This is a genomic window from Streptomyces hokutonensis (genome assembly GCF_000376565.1).
Lineage (GTDB): Bacteria > Actinomycetota > Actinomycetes > Streptomycetales > Streptomycetaceae > Streptomyces > Streptomyces hokutonensis.
This window is the reverse complement of record NZ_BARG01000031.1, coordinates 162,968-185,617: the sequence shown is the minus strand read 5'-3', so window position 1 is coordinate 185,617 and position 22,650 is coordinate 162,968. Positions and strand designations below refer to the sequence as shown.

At 70.6% G+C, this 22,650-nt stretch carries 18 protein-coding genes; 4 read left to right on the top strand and 14 right to left on the bottom strand.

Annotated elements, in window-relative coordinates:
• The first annotated feature begins 9 nt into the window (after window positions 1-9).
• Together SSP08S_RS18400 and SSP08S_RS18395 are read left to right on the top strand one after the other, a co-directional pair.
• Entirely contained in the window at window positions 10-1,152 is a 1,143-nt protein-coding gene (locus tag SSP08S_RS18400; protein ID WP_019069081.1) for an aminoglycoside phosphotransferase family protein, read from the top strand.
• A gap of 275 nt (window positions 1,153-1,427) precedes the next feature.
• Window positions 1,428-3,398 (top strand): N-acetylmuramoyl-L-alanine amidase, encoded by a 1,971-nt coding sequence (locus SSP08S_RS18395; protein WP_019069080.1) that lies wholly within the window; start codon window positions 1,428-1,430, stop codon window positions 3,396-3,398.
• A 7-nt stretch (window positions 3,399-3,405) separates the two neighbouring features.
• Here SSP08S_RS18395 and SSP08S_RS18390 read toward each other — a convergent pair whose 3' ends face one another.
• From SSP08S_RS18390 to SSP08S_RS18355, 8 genes are all read right to left on the bottom strand, one after another.
• The gene (locus SSP08S_RS18390) at window positions 3,406-3,903 is read right to left on the bottom strand and encodes a hypothetical protein (RefSeq protein WP_019069079.1); all 498 of its coding nucleotides are present in this window, start codon (window positions 3,901-3,903) and stop codon (window positions 3,406-3,408) included.
• Window positions 3,904-4,014: 111 nt separating this feature from the next.
• A complete protein-coding gene (locus tag SSP08S_RS18385) occupies window positions 4,015-6,927 on the bottom strand; it encodes an ATP-binding protein (RefSeq protein WP_019069078.1) in 2,913 nt (970 codons plus the stop codon).
• 157 nt (window positions 6,928-7,084) lie between these two features.
• Complete coding sequence (locus SSP08S_RS18380; protein WP_019069077.1) at window positions 7,085-7,990, bottom strand: universal stress protein; 906 nt, start codon at window positions 7,988-7,990, stop codon at window positions 7,085-7,087.
• A 115-nt stretch (window positions 7,991-8,105) separates the two neighbouring features.
• Window positions 8,106-8,348, bottom strand: a complete 243-nt coding sequence (locus SSP08S_RS18375; protein ID WP_019069076.1) for a DUF397 domain-containing protein — start codon at window positions 8,346-8,348, stop codon at window positions 8,106-8,108.
• Window positions 8,349-8,430: 82 nt separating this feature from the next.
• Window positions 8,431-9,597, bottom strand: coding sequence for a thiolase family protein (locus SSP08S_RS18370; protein ID WP_019069075.1), 1,167 nt, complete (start codon window positions 9,595-9,597; stop codon window positions 8,431-8,433).
• Entirely contained in the window at window positions 9,594-10,640 is a 1,047-nt protein-coding gene (locus tag SSP08S_RS18365) for a thiolase family protein (protein ID WP_019069074.1), read from the bottom strand. The genes SSP08S_RS18370 and SSP08S_RS18365 overlap by 4 nt, the downstream gene beginning before the upstream one ends.
• 17 nt (window positions 10,641-10,657) lie before the next feature.
• The gene (locus tag SSP08S_RS18360; RefSeq protein WP_019069073.1) at window positions 10,658-11,602 is read right to left on the bottom strand and encodes a Zn-ribbon domain-containing OB-fold protein; all 945 of its coding nucleotides are present in this window, start codon (window positions 11,600-11,602) and stop codon (window positions 10,658-10,660) included.
• 99 nt (window positions 11,603-11,701) lie between these two features.
• Window positions 11,702-12,502, bottom strand: a complete 801-nt coding sequence (locus tag SSP08S_RS18355) for a crotonase/enoyl-CoA hydratase family protein (protein WP_019069072.1) — start codon at window positions 12,500-12,502, stop codon at window positions 11,702-11,704.
• 166 nt (window positions 12,503-12,668) lie between these two features.
• Between SSP08S_RS18355 and SSP08S_RS18350 the strand changes: the two genes are divergently transcribed.
• A complete protein-coding gene (locus tag SSP08S_RS18350) occupies window positions 12,669-14,288 on the top strand; it encodes an acyl-CoA synthetase (protein WP_019069071.1) in 1,620 nt (539 codons plus the stop codon).
• Window positions 14,289-14,419: 131 nt separating this feature from the next.
• A complete protein-coding gene (locus SSP08S_RS18345; protein WP_019069070.1) occupies window positions 14,420-16,342 on the top strand; it encodes an LTA synthase family protein in 1,923 nt (640 codons plus the stop codon).
• Here SSP08S_RS18345 and SSP08S_RS55500 read toward each other — a convergent pair.
• From SSP08S_RS55500 to SSP08S_RS18315, 6 genes are all read right to left on the bottom strand, one after another.
• Window positions 16,320-17,102: an alpha/beta fold hydrolase gene (locus SSP08S_RS55500; protein ID WP_019069069.1), complete on the bottom strand. Its 783-nt coding sequence runs from the start codon at window positions 17,100-17,102 to the stop codon at window positions 16,320-16,322. The two genes, SSP08S_RS18345 and SSP08S_RS55500, sit on opposite strands and share 23 nt — an antisense overlap.
• A gap of 37 nt (window positions 17,103-17,139) precedes the next feature.
• Entirely contained in the window at window positions 17,140-18,015 is an 876-nt protein-coding gene (locus SSP08S_RS18335; RefSeq protein ID WP_019069068.1) for an alpha/beta fold hydrolase, read from the bottom strand.
• Between the two features lie 46 nt (window positions 18,016-18,061).
• Window positions 18,062-19,558: an acyl-CoA synthetase gene (locus tag SSP08S_RS18330; RefSeq protein WP_019069067.1), complete on the bottom strand. Its 1,497-nt coding sequence runs from the start codon at window positions 19,556-19,558 to the stop codon at window positions 18,062-18,064.
• Window positions 19,559-19,650: 92 nt separating this feature from the next.
• Entirely contained in the window at window positions 19,651-21,201 is a 1,551-nt protein-coding gene (locus SSP08S_RS18325; protein WP_019069066.1) for an acyl-CoA synthetase, read from the bottom strand.
• On the bottom strand, window positions 21,198-22,322 hold the full coding sequence (locus SSP08S_RS18320) for a nitronate monooxygenase (protein WP_019069065.1): 1,125 nt from the start codon (window positions 22,320-22,322) through the stop codon (window positions 21,198-21,200). Before SSP08S_RS18320 ends, SSP08S_RS18325 begins: the two co-directional genes overlap by 4 nt.
• A 54-nt stretch (window positions 22,323-22,376) precedes the next feature.
• Window positions 22,377-22,604: a hypothetical protein gene (locus SSP08S_RS18315; RefSeq protein ID WP_158697180.1), complete on the bottom strand. Its 228-nt coding sequence runs from the start codon at window positions 22,602-22,604 to the stop codon at window positions 22,377-22,379.
• Between the last annotated feature and the right edge of the window lie 46 nt (window positions 22,605-22,650).

Below are 22,650 nucleotides of genomic sequence, written 5' to 3'. Positions count from 1 at the left end.
GTCTCTCCCATGTACACAGCATCGTCCTCCGTGTCCGCCCCGCCCCGGTCGCTGCACCCCCGCCCGGGCGCCGGCGGCCCCTACCTCGACCCGGCGCGCCCGGCGGCCGGTCCCGTGCTCGGTGCGGGCAGGCCGCGGCGCGTTCCGGGGATCGGCACCCAACCGCTCAGCGGGAGACTCGACTTGTCCGGCCCTCAGGGCGCCCAGCTGCGTACGGCGATCGCGTCGGTGCACCGGATCTGTCCGGAGTTCGCTCCGGTGCAGGTGCTACGCCGCAACGGGCGCTCCGTGCTCCTGGTCGGAACGACCGGACGCAGCACGGCCGTAGCGAAGTGTTTACTGGACCACTCCCCCGCGTGGGCCGAGCGGATCCGGCACGAGATAGCGGCATACCGCTCGTTCGTCCGGCACCGCCCTCCGGTGCGGGTGCCGCGGCTGATCGCGGCGGATCCGGACAACTGCACGCTCGTCATCGAGCGGATGCCGGGCCGGGTGGCCGCGCTGCACCGGCACCCGGCGGAGGCCCCGCCGCGGGCGGACATCAGGGCGGCGCTCGGCGCGATCTGCCGGCTCAACGCCTGGCGGCCGCCGGCCGGCACGTTCGACGCCCCGCTGGACTACGCGGCCCGGATCTCGCGCTATCACGAGCTGGGGCTGCTCACCGACCGGGACATGGGAGACCTGCAGAAGCTGCTGCACGGCATCGCGCACTCGGCGGGCCGTCAGGGCATGGGCCAGTTCTGCCACGGCGACGCACTGCTGTCCAACATCCTCCTCTCACCGGCCGGTCCAGTGCTGGTGGACTGGGAGCACGCGGGCTGGTACCTGCCGGGCTACGACCTCGCCACGCTGTGGGCGGTCCTCGGGGACGCGCCCGTGGCCCGGCGGCAGATCAGTCAGATCGCGCAGTCGGCGGGACCGGCGTCGCGTGACGCCTTCCTGGTGAACCTGATGCTGGTGCTGACCCGGGAGATCCGCACCTACGAGATGGCCGTGCAGCGTTCGATGCACGACACGACCCCGGCGGCACCGGGAGCTGCCCACCCGGGTGCTGCGCCGTCCGGCGAGGAACAACGGCTGCTGCTGAGGCGGCTGCACGACGACTGCCAGTTGGCCCGACGGGCCGTGCGTGCGGCGGTCGGCACTCGCTGACGGGGACGAGGTCCGCGGGCGCCCTGCAGCGGCGCACCGCGGACCTTCGTGTGTCTCGGCCACATGTGCGTCCCCACATCCGACTCCCCCATTGGTGTAGTCCACTGACGCCCCGCAGGCCCGAAAGCCGCCGCCACGAAACTCCTCGTATCCCCTGGTGACAAGGGAAATCACCTCGCTCTGGGCATGATTGACGGATCGTCGGCCAGCCGGTACCACTGACGCACGCCCGGCCCCGAACGGATCGTCACACCCCACCGTCCCAGGAGGCTGCATTGCGAGGATCCTCGACCAACCCCACCCGCGCTCCCGGGCACAGACGCGCGCGGAGAACCGCCGGCGCGCTCGCCACCGCCGCCCTGCTGCTGCCCCTGCTGGGCGCGGCCCCCGCCGAGCACGCCACCGGCTCCGCCGCCTCCACCCTCCAGCGGGCGTTCGCCTCGGCGTCCGCCGAGTACCACGTGCCCCAGACCGTGCTGCTGGCCGTCTCCTACCTCCAGTCCCGCTGGGACACGCACGGCGGAGCACCGAGCGTGACCGGCGGCTACGGCCCGATGCACCTCACGGACGCGCGTACCGCGATCGCCACGACGGAGCACCTGAGCGAAGGCACCGAGGACCCGCGCGGCGACAGCGCCCGCGCGGCCCTGCACCCCACCGCGCAGCTCCCGGCCAACGCCCAACTCCCCGCCCGGCTGCGGACGTTGACGAAGGCGGCCGAGCTGACCGGACTTCCGGCCGCCGACCTCCGTAGCGACGAGGCCGCGAATGTCGCGGGCGGCGCCGCGCTGCTGGCCGACGCGCAGAAGGGCCTGGGCGAGCCGCTGAGCGCGGACCCCGCCGAGTGGTACGGCGCGATCGCGCGCTTCTCCGGCGCGGACGACACCGCGACGGCCGCCGCCTATGCCAACGATGTCTACGACGTCATCCACACCGGCGAGCAGCGCACCACGGACGCCGGGCAGCGGGTCGCCCTGGCCGCACAGCCCGAACTCGCCCCCGACACCGCACAGTTGGCGGAAACCGGGCTGCGCACCGTCTCCGCCGACGGCACGGAGTGCCCGAAGAAGGTGTCCTGCGAGTGGATCCCGGCCCCGTACGCCCAGTTCGGGGACAACGACTACGGCAACCACGACCTGGGCGACCGGCCCGCGTCGCAGAGCATCAAGTACATCGTCATCCATGACACGGAAGGCCAGTGGGAGGGTGTCCTGAACCTGGTCCAGGACCCCACGTATGTGTCGTGGAACTACACGATCCGCTCCAGTGACGGTCTGATCGCCCAGCATGTGAAGGCCAAGGACGTGGCCTGGCACGCGGGCAACTGGTACATCAACGCCAAGTCGATCGGCATCGAGCACGAGGGCTTCCTCGCCGCGCCGGACGCCTGGTACACGGAGGCGATGTACCGCTCGTCGGCCCGTCTGGTGAAGTACCTGACCAAGAAGTACGGCATCCCGCTGGACCGCCAGCACATCCTCGGCCACGACAACGTGCCCGGGCCGACCACCTCCACCGTCCCCGGGATGCACACGGACCCGGGCCCGTACTGGGACTGGGCGCACTACTTCGCCCTGCTGGGCCACCCCTTCGAGCAGACCGGCAAGAAGAGCGGCGGCCTGGTGACGATCCGCCCCGACTACACCTCCAACCAGCCGGTGTACACGGGCTGCGCCACCGCGGGCCAGCCGTGCGCGGTGCACGGCTCGAGCGAGGTCCGGCTGTACTCCGGGCCCGGCGAGACCTACCCGCTGATCAAGGACATCGGCCTCGGCACGACCCCGACCACGGGGGTGAACGACCTGTCCTCGCGGGTGTCCACCGGACAGCAGTACGCGGTGGCGGACCGTTCCGGCGACTGGACCGCGATCTGGTACCTGGGCCAGGAGGCCTGGTTCAAGAACCCGAAGAAGCACCCGACGGCGGTCGGGGCGGCCGGCTGGGTGATCACACCGAAGGACGGTCTGGACAGCGTCCCCGTGTACGGCCGCGCCTACCCGGAGGCCTCGGCCTATCCGGCGGGAGTGCCCGTCCAGGCGGTGTCCCCGCTGCCGTACACCCTGCCCAAGGGCCAGAAGTACGTGGTCGGCGGCAAGGTGCCCGGCGAGTACTACTACGCGGTCACCTTCACCACCGACTCGCACAAGGTCGTCGTAGGAAACGATCTCTACTACGAGATCCAGTACGGCCACCGGGTGGAGTTCGTCCGGGCCGCCGATGTGACGCTGGAGCGGTCGGGCCGGTAGCGGGGCCTCAGCCCTGCTGGAACAGTTCCGCCGGGAGCGGTTTCAGCAGGGCGTAGAGGTCGTCCGTGATGGGGCGGTCCCAGGCGGCGATGGTGACCAGGACGTTGTCGCTGCGGTCGAACTGGACGCAGGAGATCCGGCTCTCGGAGAGCTTGAGGCGGCGCACGATCAGCAGGTTGTCGCCCTGCATCACCGGCATGTCCTCGGTGCCTACGACGGTCACCTCCTCGTCGTTCTCCAGCGCGAGGAGCAGTTGCGCGACCTCGAAGGGGACCTCGTCCTCGGCGACGTCACGGGCCGGGGAGCCCTCCGGGAGGTTGCCGATGACCATCGCGGGGCCGCGGCCGCCGAACAGGTCGTACCGCAGGAACACGCCCTGGCAGGTGCCGTCGGGGGCGGGCAGCAGACCGGCGCCGAGGTTGCCGGGCCAGTCGCCCGGGTCCATGGCCAGCACATCGAATTCGGGGCCGGCGGGGGTGGCGCTGCGGCGGCGGAGGAACGACATGGAGACATGGTACGGGGTGCCGTCCGGCGGTGGGGCCGTGGCCAGGTGCCGGGTGCGGGTCGTCGTTCGGCTGCGGGCTCGTCGTGGCTTGTCGCGCAGTTCCCCGCGCCCCTAGGGGGTTCGGCCTTCCGTTGGTTTGATCAGTGCTGTTTCCAGGCCTGTCCTGTCTGTGCCCAGTTTTTGGTAGGCCGCCGAGAGGAGGCGTACCGCTTTTTGTTCGTCTGTGTGGAGTTCTACGGCGATCTCGTGGTCGGTGCTGCCGTGGGCGGCCAGGGTTGCCGCTGTGCGTTCGTCGGTGGTGAGGGTGTCTGTTTCGGTGGTGTGGAGGCGGCGGGGGCGTAGGCCGGCGGCGGCGAGTTCGGCTCGGGTGGTGTCGGCGAGGCCTTCGGCGCCGCAGTGGACGGCTGTGTCGAGGCCTCGGTAGAGGTAGTCGGCGGCTTCGGTGGAACGGCCGGTGTGGCGGAGTTCGGTGCCGAGGGCTACCAGTGCGCACGCCAACTCGTAGGCGGCCGGGGAGCGTTCGAGGTGGGCGACGGACTCCTCGAGGAGTTTGACGCGGGCCGAGCCGGAGGAGACCTCGGCGGCGACGCGCAGGGCCTGGCCGATGGCGGACGGAGTGCCGAACTGGCGGGCGCGGGCGACCGCTTCGTGGGCGGTGGCGACGGCGCGCTCGGGGGTCTCGTGGCGCTCGGCGCGGGCCAGGTGGAGCTGCCAGGGGCACCAGGCGGGGTTGCGGATGCCGCGGGGGTCGAGGCGGCGGCCAGCGGCTGCCAGTTCCTCGGCCGCTTCCTTGACGAGGCCGCGGGCCAGCAGCAGTTCGCCGTACACGGTCTGGGCGTCCGGGAAGACGACGGCGGCCGGGAAGGGTTCCGCGAAGGCGTGGTCCTCGGCGAGTCGCGCGGCCTCCGCGACCCGGCCGCGGGCGAGCAGGACCTCGATGAGGATGCCGGTGCCGTACCAGTAGACGGGGGTGCCGGGTCCGACCCGCTCGGCGAGGCGCAGGCCCGCGCGGGCGAAGTCCTCGGCCTCGGCGAGCCGGCCGCGCCGGTAGCGGAGGTAGCCGAGCAGGGTGTAGCCGAAGGCCAAGTGGGCGCCGCGCCAGCCCTGTTGCTCGAAGTCGGCGATGCCGGCGGCGAAGAGTTCCTCGGCGCGGCCGGGCCGGTCGCAGTACATGTGGGCGAGGGCGACCAGCACCGGTACTTCGAAGCCGCGGTCGGCCTCCGCCCACCCGAGGCCACCGTCCAGAGCGCGCTCGGCATGGTGGAGGGCCACATGGGCGGGTTCGCCACGGAGTACGGCGTCCCAGGTGCGCAGGCCGATGATGTACCGCTCGGTCAGGTCGCGGCCCTTGAGGCGGTCGGCGAGTTTGGTGAGGCGGCGGGAGCGCGAGGGGTGGTCGGGTTCGTCGGCGCGGAAGGCGTCCCACATGAACTGCTCGGAGAGCATGCGGAGTTTGACCCGGGCGTCGTCGGTGACGCGGATCTCGCGGGCGAGGGTGTCGGAGGCCTCGGCGAGGCGGTCGCTGTGGGCGAGGACCTGGGAGAGCCGGTAGACGATGTTCTGCCGCAGGCCCGCGTCAGTGATCGGTTCTTCGAGGGCGGCCCGCAGATGGTTGACGGTGGTCGCCGGTTCGGTGAGCAGGGAGGCGCTGCCCAGTTCGTAGAGGACGGCGGCCCGGTCGTCGAAGGGCGGGGGTTCGCGCAGGGCGCGGGCGAGGTAGCTGCGGGCGGTGTCGGGGGCGCCGGCGCGGAGGGTTTCGCCCGCTGCCGCGCGGAGTTGCTGGACGACCCAGTTGTCGCCGTCGGGGTGGGTCTCCATGAGGTGGCGGGCGGCGGCGGAGGGGCCCTGGCCGTCGTTGATGACGCACCAGGCGGCCTGACCGTGCAGGGCCACTCGGACGCCGGAGGGGATGGCCCGGTAGACGGCGGTGGCGATGAGCGGGTGCACGAATTCGAGGGTGCCCTCGGCGGTCGGCGTGCTGGTGAGGATGCGGGCGCCGCGCAGCGCCTCGGCGGCGTCGGCGGCCTCCTCGTGGCCGAGTCCGGCGACGGCGGCGGCGAGCGCCGGACGGGTCTCGGTGCCGAGGACCGCGCAGGCCCAGGCGAAGCGGACGGTCGAGGTGCCGAGGCGTTCGAGGCGGGTGAGGAGGCCGCTGCCCTTGATGGCGGCGGCGAGATCGCGCAGCAGGTAGGCCCCGGACTCGGTGGGGGTCAGGCCCCGGTCGTGGATCTTGGCGGTGAGTTCCACGGTCTCGAACGGGTTCCCGGCGGTGACCGCCCAGCACTCCCGACAGAACGCGTCGTCGGCGTGCTCGCCGAGCGTCTCGCGCACCAGGCCGGCGACGGCGTCGACGCTGAGCGGTTCCAGGTCGAGGGGGCGACCGCCGGCCCGGCCGGGCAGCCCCCTGAACGACTCGGCGTGGTCGGGGAGTTCGTCGGGGCGGTAGGCGACGACGACCAGGAGCGGGAGTTGTTCGGCGCGGGGCGCGAACGCGGCCAGCCAGCCCAGGGATTCGGGGTCGGCCCAGTGCGCGTCGTCGAGGACGAGGACCATCGGGGCGCGCTTCACCGCGAGGTGGGTGAGCACCCAGTCGAGGCCGTCGCGCAGGCCCTGCTGGTCGGGCGGGGAGCCTTCGGTGGGGGCGCACAGACCGAGGGCCGGGCCGACGATGTCGTACCAACTGCCCAGCGCGGTGCGGAGATCGGCGTCGGCGGAGCCGGCGAACTGCGGTTGCAGCAGCTGGCGGGCTACGTGGAAGGCGACGCGCTGTTCCTGGTCGCCGCCTCGCGCGGACAGCACGGTGCAGCCCTGTGCGGCGGCGCGACGGCGTACCTCGGTGAGGAGGGTCGTCTTGCCGATGCCGGCCCGTCCCGCGAAGGCGAGCAGGGCGCCACGGGGCCGGTGTCCCGGCTCGGCGCCGTCCGTGCGCAGGCCTGTGAGCTCGCCCAACGCGTCGTCCACGGCGAGGAGTTCACCCTCCCGTTCGAAGAGCGTCCTGTTGCCGCGCGCGCTTCGCTGTCCCATCCCCATACCCCCTGCCACGGCGGGCGCGTCCGCGCGGGGAGCGAACGCATACCGTGAGCTACAGGGACCTCAGCGTACGCTTTCCGAGGGTGCCGCGGCCGGTTAGTCGACAAAGGCGTACTGGCCAGTTTTCTCCGGTGCGCGGTCCGGCACGGTCTCACTCCTCCAAGGTCTGCGGCGGCACCACCGCGACCGGGCTCGCCGCGTGCAGCAGGACCGCCTGGGTGACCGAGCCGATCAGCCTGGCCGGCGCCAGCAGACGTCGGCGGTGGCGGCCCACGACGACGAGGTCCGCGTCCTTGGAGGCGGCGACGAGGTGACCGGCCGCGTCGCCCGGTGCGACGTACGGCTCGACGCGGACGGCCGGGTGGTCCTTGCGGTGCGGGGCCAGGAGGGCCTCGGTGAGGACGCGGGTCTCGTTCTCGACGGCGTCCTGGTCGATGACCGGCGGGACGAGTTCACCGGCGGACGCCCAGGTCTGCGGCGGCCACGGATACGCGGCGACGACCTGGAGACGGGCTCCGCGCAGGGCCGCCTCGGCGAAGGCGAAGGCGAGGGTGGTGTCGTCGGGGCTGTCCACGTGCAGGCCTACAACCACGCGCGGCCCGGGTTCGGCCGGTGGCGCGTCGTGCACCGTGCGTCCGGGCCGGGGCACCACGACGACGGGGCAGTCGGCGTCGCGGGCGGCGGCCATGCCGTTGGAGCCGAGCAGCAGGCTGGCGAAGCCGCCGCGGCCACGGGAACCGAGCACCAACAGCTGTGCGCCCGCGCCGAGTTCGGGCAGGACGGCACCCGGTGCACCTTGTAGCCCGAGGTACTCCATGACGGGCCGGTCGGGGCGCCCGTCGAGGTAGGTGCGGACCTGGTCGAGCACCTCGTCCTCATCCGGGCCGGGCGGTCCGGCGACCAGGACACCGGGGGGCGTCCAGGCTGCGGCGTACTGCCACACATGGACGACCCGCAGCGGCGCCTCGCGTCCACGCGCGGCGTCGAGGGCCCAGTCCAGGGCGCGCAGGCTGTCGTCCGAACCGTCGACCGCCGCGATGACCGGCAGAATGCTCATGGGTTCCTGACCTCCGGGATGACGGGACTTCCCCCTCCGGGGCCAGCCTGGCTCAGGCGCCGGCTCCGGAAGGGCACTCGAGGTCGCGTGTCCGGAAAAACAGGTGGAACGCCCTTCAGGTCAGGTCGAACTCCCCTTCTCGCGCCCCCGACACGAACGCGCCCCATTCCGCGGGCGTGAAGATCAAGGAAGGGCTTTCCGGGCGGCCACTGTTGCGCATGGCGATGAATCCCTCGACAAAGGCGATCTGGACATCCCCCAGTCCACGGCTCCCTGAATGCCACTCGGCGTCACTGAGGTCCAGCTCCGGCTTGTCCCAGCCCGCAAGCGGGTGCTGCTGGATGGTGCTCTCGGCCACGTCCGTGCTCCTCCCGGTTCGTCGTCCGCGGCCAGCCTAGCGATCGGTTTCTGATGCCAACAGGCCACGTGAGGGGGACCTTTCAGGAGGCGGGGGGTTCGCTGCCCACGAGCCACATCGAGAAGAACTGGGATCCGCCGCCGTAGGCGTGTCCGAGAACCCGCCGGGCCCCTTCCACCTGGTGTTCTCCGGCCTGGCCGCGCACCTGGAGGGCGGCCTCCGCGAAGCGGATCATGCCGGACGCGCCGATCGGATTGGTCGAGAGCACCCCGCCTGACATGTTCACGGGGAGGTCGCCGTCCAGCTCGGTCACCCCCGACTCGGTGAGTTTCCAGCCCTCGCCCTCGTCGGCGAATCCGAGGTTCTCCAGCCACATGGGCTCGTACCACGAGAACGGCACGTACATCTCGACGGCGTCGATGTCCCGGCGCGGGTCGGCGATCCCCGCCTGCCGGTACACATCGGCCGCGCAGTCCTTGCCGGCCTGTGGCGACACACAGTCCTTTCCGGCGAACAGTGTGGGCTCGCTCCGCATGGCGCCACCGTGCATCCAGGCCGCCGGACGTGGTGCGCGGGCCGCGCCCGCCCGGTCGGTGAGGACCATCGCGCAGGCTCCGTCCGAGGAGGGGCAGGTCTCCGAGTAGCGAATCGGGTCCCACAGCATCGGCGAGGCCTGGACCTTCTCCAGGGTGATGTCGTGCTCGTGGAGATGGGCGTACGGGTTCTTCAGCGCGTTGCGCCGGTCCTTGTACGCCACCAGGGAGCCGACCGTGTCGGGCGCTCCGGTGCGCCGCATATAGGCCCGCACATGGGGGGCGAAGAAGCCGCCCGCGCCCGCCAGCAAGGGCTGCTGGAAGGGGATCGGCAGGGACAGTCCCCACATGGCGTTCGACTCGGACTGCTTCTCGAAGGCGAGGGTGAGGACGGTGCCGTGCACACGGGCCGCGACGAGGTTCGCGGCGACCAACGCGGTCGACCCGCCCACGGAACCGGCGGTGTGCACCCGCAGCATCGGCTTCCCCACGGCGCCCAGCGCGTCGGCGAGATACAGCTCGGGCATCATGACGCCCTCGAAGAAGTCCGGCGCCTTCCCGATGACGACGGCGTCGATGTCGGCCCACGTCAACTCGGCGTCGTCCAGGGCTCGTTGGGCCGCCTCCCGCACGAGCCCCGCGATCGACACATCCCGGCGCGCGGCGACATGCTTGGTCTGGCCGATCCCTACGACGGCCACGGGCTCCTTGCTCATCGCGGATCCCCTTCGAGTACGGCGACCAGGTTCTGTTGCAGACAGGGGCCGGAGGTGGCGTGGGCGAGGGCCCGGTCGGACTCGCCGCGGTGGATACGGGCGGCGGCCTCGCCGATGCGGATCAGCCCGGCGGCCATGACGGGGTTCGCGGCAAGGGCTCCACCGGACGGGTTGACGCGCACGTCGTCCCCGAGGCGCAGCGCCTTGCGCAGCACGACCTCCTGCGCGGTGAACGGCGCGTGCAACTCGGCTGTGTCGACAGGCCGTTCAAAAGCCCCGGCCTTCTCGGCGGCAAGGCGCGCAGACGGCGAGTCGGTCAACTCCCTTACGCCCAGACCGTGTGCCTCGATGCGGTGGTCAATGCCCCTGATCCAGGCGGGCCGTTCGCACAGTTCACGGGCCCGGTCCCCGGCCGCGAGGATGACGGCGGCGGCTCCGTCCCCGATCGGCGGACAGTCACCGGTACGCAACGGCCGTACCACGTACTCCCCTTGCGGCACCGAACCCCGCACCTGCGCATGGGAGTTGGCGCTCGCGTCGGTCCGGCTGCGGGCGGCCACGGCGGCGAGCGCGGGCTCGTCCGTGTCACCGGCGTCGATGAGGGCCTGCGCCTGGAGGGCGGCGAGGGCGACGGAGTCCGGCCACAGGGGAGCGACGTAGTACGGGTCGAGCTGCCGGGTCAGGACATCGCGTACGGAGCCGGGGGACGACTTGCCGTACGAGTAGACGAGCGCGGTGTCGGCGTCGCCGGTCAGCAGCTTGGTCCAGGCCTCGTAGAGCGCCCAGGCGCCGTCCATCTCGACATGTGACTCGGAGATCGGCGGCCAGGCGCCGACGCCGTCGAGGGCGAGGGTGAAGGAGAAGGCGCGGCCGGCGAGGTAGTCGCTGGATCCGGAGCAGGTGAAGTCGATGTCGGCGGTCTTGAGGCCGGTCTGTTCGAGTACGCCGTGCAGGACCGGCATGAGCATCTCCACCTCGGAGAGCTCGTCGGTGGTGCGCCGGTGGTCGGTCTGCGCGAAGGCGACGACGGCGATCTCACGCATCGCGGCAGCTCCATGCATCACAGCAGCTCCTTGTAGGCGTCGTAGTCCGCGTCGGGCTCACCGGTCGGCCGGTAGTGGTCCGGGTAACGGCCCCCCTCGCTCCACACCGCCTCGACCCGCAGCCCCATCCGCACCTGGTCGTACGGGATGCCGCCGATCCGCCCGTGCAGCGCGAGGTCGGCTCCGTCGAGGGCGATGTGCGCGTAGACGTACGGCACCTCGATGTCGAGGTTCTTCGCCTTGATGTTGACGATGCAGAACGTGGTGACTGTGCCGCGCGGCCCCACTTCGACATGTTCCGCCGTGGCGACACCACATGTGGGACACGCCCCCCTCGGCGGGACGTACACCTTGCGGCAGGACGGGCAGCGTTCACCGACGGTGCGCTGCTCGGAGAGCGCGTGGATGTAGTCGGTCTGGGCGCGGCCGGGCGAGTAGACGTAGTCGAGGCGGGCCGGGGCGACGATGCCGGTGGCCATGTTCTCGAACTCACCGCTGCGGCCGCTGGTTTGGCGCGTCTCGTCCCCGTCGTACGGCTCGAAGCAGGCGATGTCCGTGATGGCACCGGCACGTTCCTCGGCCCAGCGGACCCGGACGCGCATCCCGGTGCGCACGGCGTCGGGGCCGGGCGCGTCGAGGGCGTGCAGAAGGGCGGTGTCGGCGCCGTCGAGCCGGACCAGAACCCATGCGAACGGCGTGTCGAGGGGCTGCCCGCGCCGGGGTTCGTGATTCCAGGCCCAGGTGGTGACCGTCCCGGTGGAGGCGACCTCGACGAGATCGCGAATCTCCTCGGCGGTGACGGGGTCGTACTCGACGGGAGGGACGAGGGTGCGTCCGTCGCCGGTCTTCACTCCGAGGACGACACGCTCCCGCAGCCCGGTGAGAAAGGCGCTTTGCACGGGCCCGAGGGAACGGGTGAAGGGAAATTCGAGGACCAGAGGCGCTTTGAGTATTTCGGGCACAGCATCTCCTATGACTGAAAAGCTCGGGCCACGCACACCCACCCAGGGGCGCGGGGAACTGCGCGCCCAGCCACAACGAACCCGCAGACACGAACGGGCCTACGCCCGCTTGTAAACAGGCGACCGCTTCTCCGCAAAAGCACGCGCCCCCTCCTTCGCATCGGCCGTGTCGAAGATCGGCCACCCTCGCTTGAGCTCGGCGGCCAGCCCATCCGTCTCGGTCTGCTCGGCGGTCTCATACACAGACGCCTTGACCGCTTCAACAGCCAACGGCCCACACGCGTTGACGAGTTCAGCGATCTCCAGAGCCTTGTCGAGGGCCGCACCGTCCGGGACGACATGTCCGACCAGCCCGATGTCCGCCGCTTCCCGCGCGCTGTACGGACGCCCGGTGAGCAACATTTCCAGCGCATGCGTCCGCGGAATCTGCCGCTGAAGACGAACAGTTGAGCCCCCGATGGGGAACAACCCGCGCTTGACCTCAAAGAGCCCGAACGTCGCGGACTCCCCCGCCACCCGGATGTCCGTGCCCTGAAGGATCTCCGTACCACCGGCCACGCAGTACCCCTCGACGGCCGCGATCACCGGTTTACGGGGCCGGTGATGCCGCAGCATCGCCTTCCAGTGCAGATCCGGGTCGGCCTTGAGCCGGTCGCGGTACTGCTGGCCCTCCATGCCCTTGCCGGCAAGGGCCTTGAGGTCCATGCCGGCGCAGAACGCACCGCCCGCCCCGGTCAGCACGATCGACCGGATCTCATCGTCCGCGTCGGCCTCGATCCACCCGTCGTAGAGCCCGACCAGCATCGGCAGCGAGAGCGCGTTCTTCGCCTCAGGCCTGTTGAGCGTGAGCACCAACGTGGCGCCTTCGCGCCGCACGGTCAGGTGTTCCGTACCGCTCATGGTCGTCTCCCGTCGCCGTACCGCCTCCGGAACGAGAACAGGTTGCAGGAGGCGCCCTGCCAGTACAAGGGGTTTCTGACACTCAGTCAGATTTCTTCTGCGCGGACCCTTCACAGTTGCCGCGCCCTTTGCTCTGATGACCGGCGAACCGACGTCAGGAGGAGTGGTGGAGTACAACATTGCCGACCTGTTCGAGTCGGTCGTCGACGTGGTCCCGGACCGCGAGGCGCTCGTGTACATCGACCACCCGGGGACGGGCGCGGAACGCCGCCTGACCTACGCGGAGTTGGACGCGGCGGCGAACCGGATCGCCCATCATCTGATCGACACCGGGATACGCCCGGGTGAGCACCTGGGGCTCCATCTCTACAACGGCGTCGAGTACTTGCAGACGGTGCTGGGCTGTCTGAAGGCGCGGGTCGTGCCGGTCAACGTCAACTACCGGTATGTCGAAGAGGAGTTGGTGTACCTCTACCGGGACGCCGATCTCGTCGCGCTGGTCTTCGACACGGAGTTCACCGAGCGGGTGGCCGCCGCGCTGCCGCGCGCGGAGAAGCTCCGGCACCTGGTGCGGGTGGGGGCACCGGCCCAAGACGCCCCGGAGGTACCGGCCGTGGCCTTCACGGACGCGGAGGCCACCGGGTCCTCCGGGCGGGGGTTCCCGGCCCGTTCGGGCGACGACCAGTTCATCATCTACACCGGCGGCACGACCGGGATGCCCAAGGGTGTGATGTGGCGCCAGGAAGACCTGTTCTTCTCGGGGCTCGGCGGCGGCGCGCCGACCGGTGAACCCGTGAAGACACCGGAGGAGTTGGCCCAGCGGGTCGCGACCGGCGGGGCGGGGATCACGTTCTTCCCCACTCCCCCGCTGATGCACGGGACCTCCACGCTCACCGCGTTCATCGGCTTCAACTTCGGCCAACGCATCGTGATCCACCGCAAGTTCGAGCCGGAGGAGGTGCTGCGGACCATCGAGAAGGAGAAGGTCACCAGCATCTCCCTGGTCGGCGACGCGATGCTGCGACCACTGATCGACGCCCTCAACGGGCCGATGAAGGGCACGGACTGCTCGTCGGTGTTCAGTGTCTCGTCGTCGGGCGCGATCCTGTCCGAGACGGTGCGCCTGCAGTTCCAGAAGCTGCTCCCGAACGCGATGCTGCTGAACAACTACGGCTCGTCCGAGTCCGGCTTCAACGGCACGGCGACGGCCGACTCCGGGGCCGGGCAGTCCTTCCGCATCCGGGTCAACTCCCGTACCCAGGTGGTCGATCCGGCCACGCACGAGCCGGTCGCCCTCGGCGAGATCGGCCGGGTCGCGCAGTGCGGCCATGTACCGCTCGGCTACTACAACGACGAGCGGAAGACCGCCGAGACCTTCTTCGAGAAGGACGGCCGGCGATGGGTCCTGCTCGGCGACATGGCGACCGTGGACGAGGAGGGCGTCGTCACGGTGCTCGGCCGTGGCTCGCAGTGCATCAACACCGGTGGGGAGAAGGTGTATCCGGAGGAGGTCGAGCAGGCGCTCAAGTCGCATCCGGACGTCTACGACGCTCTGGTGGCCGGGGTGCCGGACACGAAGTGGGGCAACCATGTGGCCGCCGTCGTGGAGTTGCGCGCGGGTGCGGTACGGCCGTCGCTGGACGACATCCAGACGCACTGCCGTACTCATCTCGCCGGGTACAAGATCCCCCGGCAGTTGGTGATCGCGGAGACGATCCAGCGGTCACCGAGTGGCAAGGCGGACTACCGGTGGGCGCGGGAGGTGGCGGTCGCCGCAGCTCAATGAGTCAACAGTGGGTCAACACGCAGGCCAGGTTGAACTGACGGTAGCGTGCGACCGTACTGATGGTGACGGATCTGGTGGCCCGGGCCAGGTACGCCATGCCATCACCGGGCTCAGCACGGAAGGACGTTCGGGTGCCGCTCTTCACTCGCTCTCACCCATCGGCGCAGCAGAAAGCCACCGGGGAGACCGACTCGACAGCGGCGACGGAGGCCGCCGCACCGCCCGAAACACAGGGCCCACCCGAGCCGCGCGACTCGGCGGACGCGCCCGAGCAGCTCGAGCCGGTCGACGCGCCCGAGGCGGCGGAGTCCGCGGACTCCGCCGCGCCCGACGAGACCTCTGAGCCCACGGGCCCCGAGGCGGAATCCGCCGCCGACCCCACCGAGCGGTCGTCCCAACTCCCGCCCCGCGCCGGTTGGTTCGGCTGGCGGACTCGTTACCCCCGAACCGCACGTGCCGTAGGGGTGGGCACGACCGTGCTGGCCGGTGTGCTGCTGTTCGTCGCGCTGCTCGTGCCGGACCGGCTCGACCGGATCACGTTCCAGTCGTTCTTCCGCTTCCCGGTCGAGGCGATCGTCCTCGCGATCGTCCTGCTCGTACTGCCCGCGAGGGCACGGCGGATCGTGGCCGTCGTGCTGGGGGCGTTCGTCGGGCTGTCCACCGTTCTGAAGTGCCTCGACATGGGCTTCTACCAGACCCTGGCCCGGCCGTTCGACCTGGTCTTCGACTGGGTCCTGCTGACCGACGCGGCGGACTTCCTGAAGGACTCGGTCGGCCGCTCGGGCGAGGTGCTCGCGATCGTCGGGGTGATCGTGGCGCTGATCGCCGTGCTGGCGGGGAGCGCGCTCGCGATGGTGCGGCTGTCGGACGTGATGGCCAGACACCGTCCCATGGCGGTACGCACCACACTCGTCCTCGGTGTTGTGTGGATCATGTGCTTCACGCTGAGCTTCCAGGTGGGCGGCGTCACGCTCGCCACGAAGGGCTACAGCACGTTCCTCGCCAACCGCGTGCAGTACGTCCGCGAGGGTCTGGGGGACGCCGACGTCTTCAAGAAGCAGCTCAATGTCGACGCGTTCGCCAAGACCCCGCCGAACCAGCTGCTGACCGGCCTGCGCGGCAAGGACGTCCTGTTCACCTTCATCGAAAGCTACGGCCGGGTCGCGATCGACGATCCGACGATGGCGCCGGAGATGGACGCGACGCTGAAGGCGGGCGACGCCCGGCTCAAGGCGGCCGGTTTCGCCTCGCGCAGCGGCTGGCTCAGGTCGCCCGTGACGGGCGCCGGCAGCTGGCTCGCCCACTCGACGTTCCTGTCCGGCCTGTGGGTCAAGAACCAGCAGCGGTACCGGACCGTGACCACCAGCACCCGCGCGACCCTGACCAGCTACTTCCAGAAGACCGGTGCCTGGCGCACGGTCGGCATCGTCCCCGGTGTCCGCAAGGCCTGGCCCGAGGGCAAGTACTTCGGCCTCGACAACATCTACGACTCCACGCACCTCGGCTACAAGGGCCCGTACTTCAGCTGGACGCCGGTGCCGGACCAGTTCAGCCTCCAGTCCTTCGAGGATCTGGAGTACGGCAAGAAGAACCGCGACCCGATCATGGCGGAGATCATCCTCGCCTCCAGCCACAACCCCTGGTCCCCCATCGCCCACACGATCCCCTGGAACCAGCTCGGGGACGGCACGATCTTCAACCAGATCAAGAAGGAGGGCACCAACCCGACGGAGGTCTGGAAGAGCGCGAAGCGCGTGCGCACCGAGTACCGCAAGGCCATCCAGTACTCCGTGGACAGCCTGACCCAGTGGATGCAGCGCTACGGCAACAAGAACACCGTCCTCGTCTTCCTCGGCGACCACCAGCCCGTCCCGACGGTCACCGGAGGCACCTCCGACCGGGATGTGCCGATCACGATCGTCGCGCACGACCCGAAGGTGCTGGACAAGATCTCCAGCTGGAACTGGACGGACGGGCTCAAGCCGGCGGACAACGCACCGGTGCTGAGCATGGACAAGTTCCGGGACAAATTCATGACGACGTTCGCGAAGTGACGGTCGCCGTCCGGTCGTCGCCCGGCTCCCCGCTCCGCTCCGCGAGGAACGGCACCACCGCCGCCAGGAACTCCTCCGGCCGGTTCTCGTGGACGAGGTGTCCGGCGTCGACGGTCACCAGGCGGGCGTCGGGGATCCGTTCGGCGAGCGCGACGACCCGGTCCTGAGGAATCCCGCTGGTGGGACCACCCGCGATCACCAGCGTGGGGATGGCGATCCGCCCCATGTGGTCCCACCACATGGGGTCGGGGAGGTTCGCCCGGGCGTCGGTGGCCTCGATCATGGCCCAGTCGAACGGCAGTTGCCCCGCGGGGCGTTCGGTGGGCGGCCTCGGCGGATCGAAGGGAAGCGGCGCCGGCACATCCTCCAGGACCAGTCGCCGTACGACGTCGGGCGCCGCCTGCGCGAGCAGGTACGCGACGATGCCGCCCAGCGAGTGGCCGATGACGTCGGCCCCTTCAATACCGAGGACGGCGACGAGGGCGCGTATGTCGTCGCGCATCGCCTCGTACGCGTACACGTCGGCCGTGGCTCCCGGCTCGGTGCCGGGCCAGTCGCTGCTTCCGTGGCCTCGCAGGTCGGGGGCGTACACGCGGCGCGGGTCGGATCCGCCGGCGAGCCGTTCGGCGATCCGCGTCCAGTCGGTGCCGTCGGCGCCCCGGGAGTGGAGCAGGAGGACCGGCGGCGCCTCCTCGGGGCCCCAGGTGTGCAGCGCGAGGGTGATGCCGTTGGCCTCGACGGCGCGGGTCTCGGTGTGCATGGCGGGAACATAATCGCCGGAGCGGCAGGCCGTGCGCCTACTCTGCCGAGGGCAGAACCGCACCTCCCGCGTCGAGAAACGCGACAACATGGCGTACGAACCACTCCGGATCGTCAAGCCACGGGTAATGACCGGCACCCGGCTGCACCACCGACGTGGCGTTCAGGAACACGTCGGCGCTGCGGCCGGCGAGCTCGGGCCGGGGGCCGCCGTCGAGTTCACCCGCGAGAACCAGCACGGGTGCGGGCAGTCGGCCGAGGGCGGCCATGAGGACCGGCGGGTCGAAGGCGCCCTCGGAGAAGTACAGTTCGGCGGCCTCGTCGTTGCTCTGTTCGTCGGCGAGCGCGGCGTGCTGTTCGGCGGCGGCATCCCAACGGCCGTAGAAGAAGGGTTCGAAGACCGGGTCGAAGTCGGCGGTGCCCGCGAGCCACGCCTCGAATGCCGGGAACGCGTCCTCGAACCACGGTTCGCCCTTGCGCAGCAGGGCGGCGGCGAGCCGTCCCTCGGGCGTGGCGGGCATGCCCAGCGCCCATGGGGTGGCGGTGATCAGTGCCAGTCGTGTCACCCGCTCGGGATGGCGGGCCGCGTACAGCATGGCGAGGCTGCCGCCCGCCGAGTGTGCGAGCAGGTCCATGTGGTCCAGGCCCAGGTGGGCGCGCAACACCTCGACGTCGTCGACCAGTCGGTCGCAGCGGTACGTCCCCTTGTCGGCCGGCACCGCGGAGTCACCGGTGCCCCGGAGATCCAGCAGGATCAGCCGTCGATGCGCGGTGAGTCCGCCCAGGTCCCCGAGGTAGGCGGAGGCTCTCATGGGCCCTCCGGGCAGGACGACCAGCGGCTCGCCCTCACCCCTTGCGTGGTAGGCGAGTTCGGTTCCGTCGGTGGCGGTGAAGGTGCCGGTCACGGTCTGCATGACGGTAGATCATCACGGCCGACGGAGCCTGGGCGCAAGAGAAGACTCAGTCGCCGAACCGCTCCCGCAGCTCCCGCTTCAGGATCTTCCCGCTGGCGTTCCGCGGCAGCTTCTCCACGAAGACGACCCGCTTCGGCGCCTTGAAGTGGGCGAGCTTCTCGCGCGCGTGGTCGATGAGTTGGGACTCGGTGACCTCTCCGCGCGGGACGACGACCGCGGTGACCGCCTCGATCCAGTGGTCGTCGGGGAGGCCGATCACGGCGACCTCGGCGACGCCCTCGTGGGTGTAGAGCGCGTCCTCGACCTGGCGTGAAGCGACCAGTACGCCACCGGAGTTGATGACGTCCTTCACCCGGTCGACGACGGTGAAGAAGCCGTGCGCGTCCCGTACCGCGAGGTCCCCGGAGTGGAACCAGCCGTCGCGGAATGCGGCGGCCGTCTCCTCGGGCTTGTCCCAGTAGCCCTCGCACAACTGCGGTGAACGGTAGACGACTTCGCCCTGGGTGCCGTCGGGCACGTCCTTGCCGTCCTCGTCGACCACCCGCGCGTCCACGAACAGCACGGGACGTCCGCAGGAGTCCAGTCGGCCCTTGTGTTCGTCGGGGCCCAGGACCGTGGCCAGGGGGCCGATCTCGCTCTGGCCGAAGCAGTTGTAGAAGGCCAGCTTGGGGAGGCGTTCGCGCAGCCGCTCCAGGACGGGCACCGGCATGATCGACGCCCCGTAGTACGCCTTGCGCAGGCCGCTCAGGTCGCGGGTCGCGAAGTCCGGGCGGTTCGCGAGGCCGATCCACACGGTGGGCGGGGCGAACAGGCTGTCCACGCGCCCGGCCTCGATCAGGTCCAACAGCCGGTCGCCGTCGGGCGCGTCGAGGATGAGGTTGGTGGCGCCGACCGCCAGATACGGCAGCAGGAACACGTGCATCTGCGCCGAGTGGTACAGCGGCAGCGCGTGCGCGGGGCGGTCCCCGGCGCTCAGGTCCAGGGCGGTGATCGCGCTCAAGTACTCGTGCACCAGGGCCCGGTGGGTCATCATCGCGCCCTTGGGCAGCGCGGTCGTGCCCGAGGTGTAGAGCAACTGCACCAGGTCCTCGGTGCGCGGCTCGGGCCCGTCGTACGGCGACGCGGACGCCAGCAGCTCCAGCAGCGAGCCGTCCGCGTCCCGCAGCGGCAACGTCCTTACGCCGTCCGGCAGTTGGGCGGCGAGATCCGGGTCCGTGAGTACCAGCGTGCTGCCGGACTGGCCGACGATGTACGCGAGGTCGTCGCCGGTGAGGTTCTGGTTGACCGGCACGTGCACGAGGCCCGCGCGGGCGCAGGCGAGGAAGCCGATCAGATAGGCGTCGGAGTTGTGGCCGTAGGAGCCGACCCGGTCGCCCGGTGCGAGGCCCTGGTCGAGGAGCACGCTCGCCGCGCCGGAGACGGCCTCGTCGAGTTCCTGGTACGTCCAGGAGCGCTCGCCGTAGTCCACCGCCACGCGGGCGGGAGTGCGGTGGGCACTGCGTCGCAGTACCCCGTCAACCGTGCTGCCGTGTCCGGGCGTCATGACACATGATCCTCGGGCCGGGGCCCGGGCGGGTCAAGCCGGGTGGTCGAGGTGGGCCCGGCCCACATGTGCCGGGCCCACACGGGCCGCACTCACATGGGCCGCGTGTGCCCCTCCCAGTACGGATCGCGCAGCCGCCGCTTGTACAGCTTGCCGTTGGGGTCGCGGGGCATCTCGGTGATGAAGTCGATGCTCTTGGGCCGCTTGTAGCCGGCGAGTTGCTCGGCGCAGTGGCCGAGGAGGGCGGTGGCGAGGGCGGGTCCGGGTTCGTGGCCGGGGGCCGGTTCCACGACGGCCTTGACCTCCTCGCCCCAGTCGTCGTGCGGGATGCCGAAGGCCGCGGCGTCGGCGACGGCGGGGTGGGCGAGGAGTGCGGACTCGATCTCGGCCGGGTAGATGTTGACGCCGCCCGAGATGATCATGTCGATCTTGCGGTCGCGGAGGAAGAGATAGCCGTCCTCGTCGAGGTAGCCGAGGTCGCCCACGGTGAAGAAGTCGCCGATGCGGTTCTTCTTCGTCTTGGCCTCGTCCTTGTGGTAGGCGAAGCCGCCGGTGCTCATCTTCATGTAGACGGTGCCGAGTTCACCGGGCGGGAGCCGGTTGCCGTCGTCGTCGAAGACCGCGAGTTCGCTGATGGGCCAGGCCTTGCCGACCGTGCCGGGCTTCTTCAGCCAGTCCTCGGCGGTCGCGAAGGCACCACCGCCCTCGCTGGCCGCGTAGTACTCCTCCACGCAGTCGCCCCACCACTCGATCATGGCCCGCTTCACATGGTCGGGGCACGGGGCGGCGCCGTGGATCGCGTGCCGCATGGACGAGACGTCGTAGCGCGCCCGGATGTCCTCGGGGAGGGCGAGGAGGCGGTGGAACTGGGTCGGGACCATATGGGTGTGGGTGCACTTCTCACGGTCGATGAGGCGGAGCATCTCCTCCGGGCTCCACTTGTCCATCAGGACCAGGCGGTGCCCTATGTGCAGGCTCGCGCCCGCGAACTGGAGGACGGCCGTGTGGTAAAGCGGCGAGCAGACCAGGTGCACGTTGTCGTCGAAGGGCTTGATGCCGAAGATGCCGAGGAAGCCGCCGAGGTACGCCGACTCGGGCGGCCTGCCCGGCAGCGGGCGGCGGATGCCGCGGGGGCGGCCGGTGGTGCCCGAGGTGTAGTTCATGACCCAGCCGAGCGTGCGGTCCGCGGGCGCCGACTCCGGTTGTCCGTCGAGGAGTTCGGGGTACGGCCGGAAGCCCTCGACCGTGCCGACCGCGTACCGGTGGGTGGCGGGGAGGCCGGCCTCGTCGGCGGCCTGGCGGACGGGTTCGGCGAACCGCTCGTGGGCGATGAGCACCTTGGCGCCGGAGTCGGCGACGATCCAGGCGATCTCCGGTGCGACGAAGTGGTGGTTGACGGGGACGAGGTAGAACCCGGCCTGGGTGGCGGCCAGATGGGCCGTGAAGAACTCGACGCCGTTGGGCAGGACGACGGCGAAGGCGTCGCCGCGTTCGAGTCCGGCGGCGCGCAGGCCGTGGACGAGTTGGTTGGCGGCGGCGTGCAGGCGGCCTGCGGTCCACTCCTCGCCGTCGGGCGCGATGAGAACCGTACGGTCGGGGTTCTGGGCGGCCTGGGCCCAGAAGCCGGCGGGGGGTGTGCTCACTGGCCGCTCCTTCCGGCGATGCGGTTGATCCGGTCGACGGCGTGTTCGAAGCCGCGGGTGAGGTCGTCGAAGACGGCCTGGACACTGCGTTCGCTGTTCATACGGCCGACGATCTGGCCGACGGGGGTGCCGAGCAGTGGTTCGATCTCGTACTTCTGGATGCGCGAGACGGCCTCGGCGACGAGCAGGCCCTGGAGCGGCATGGGGAGGGTGCCCGGGCCGTCCGGGTCGTCCCAGGCGTCGGTCCACTCGGTGCGCAGCTGGCGGGCCGGTTTCCCGGTCAGGGCGCGGGAGCGGACGGTGTCGCCGGAGCCTGCGGCGAGCAGTTTGCGGGTCACGCCGGCCGAGTGCATGTCGGCTTCCGTGGTGGTCAGCCATATGGAGCCCAGCCACACGCCTTGGGCGCCGAGGCTGAGCGCGGCGGCCACCTGCTGTCCGCTGCCGATGCCGCCCGCGGCGAGCACCGGCAACGGGTCGACGGCGTCGACGACTTCGGGCGTGAGCACCATGGTCGCGATCTCGCCGGTGTGTCCGCCCGCCTCGTAGCCCTGGGCCACGACGATGTCGATGCCGCCCTCGGCGTGCTTGCGGGCGTGCCGGGCGCTACCCGCGAGCGCGGCGACCAGGACGTCCTGGTCGTGGGCGCGGGCGACGACGTCGGCCGGTGGGGAGCCCAGCGCGTTGGCGAGCAGCTTGATCGGGTAGTCGAAGGCGACGTCGAGCTGGTTGCGGGCGACCTGTTCCATCCACCCGGTGATGCGCCAGCCGGACGCCTCGCCCTCGGCGAGTTCGGGCACGCCGTACTTGGCCAGGGTCTCGGTGACGAACCGCCGGTGCCCTTCCGGGATCATCGCCTCGACCTCGGCCTCGGTCAGTATCTGATTTTTCGGAGCCTCCACCTTCTTCGCCGGCATCACGACGTCCAGGCCGTACGGCATCCCCTCGACGTGCGCCTCCAGCCAGTCGAGGTCGCGCTTGAGGTCGTCGGGGGCGGTGTAGCGGACCGCGCCGAGCACTCCGAAACCGCCGGCCCGGCTGATGGCCGCGGCGACGGCGGGGAACGGCGTGAAGCCGAAGATGGCGTGCTCGATTCCCAGTTTCTTGCTCAACTCCGTCTGCATGGGCGCAGAATGCCGCAGTCCTCCGGACGACGGAAGGCCTTTTCTGATGCTCCGTCAGATTTTCCCGACAGTCAGGTGCGTCGTGCCGTGAGGACGGGCTGGTGGAAGCCGATCCCCGCGCTCGCCGTCCTCGCGCCAGTGCCACAACCGGAAGGTGACCGCGCGGCCTTGGGCGGTCGTCGCCACCTGCGGAGGCGCGGACCGTGGGCGGGCGGCACGGATCGTGTCGTAGTCCCGGACGCCGAGCAGCAGGAGCCCGTCCTCGCGGAGGACCCGGCGCATCCACAGGAGCACCTATGCGCTGTTCAGCTGTCCACGGACTATCGGC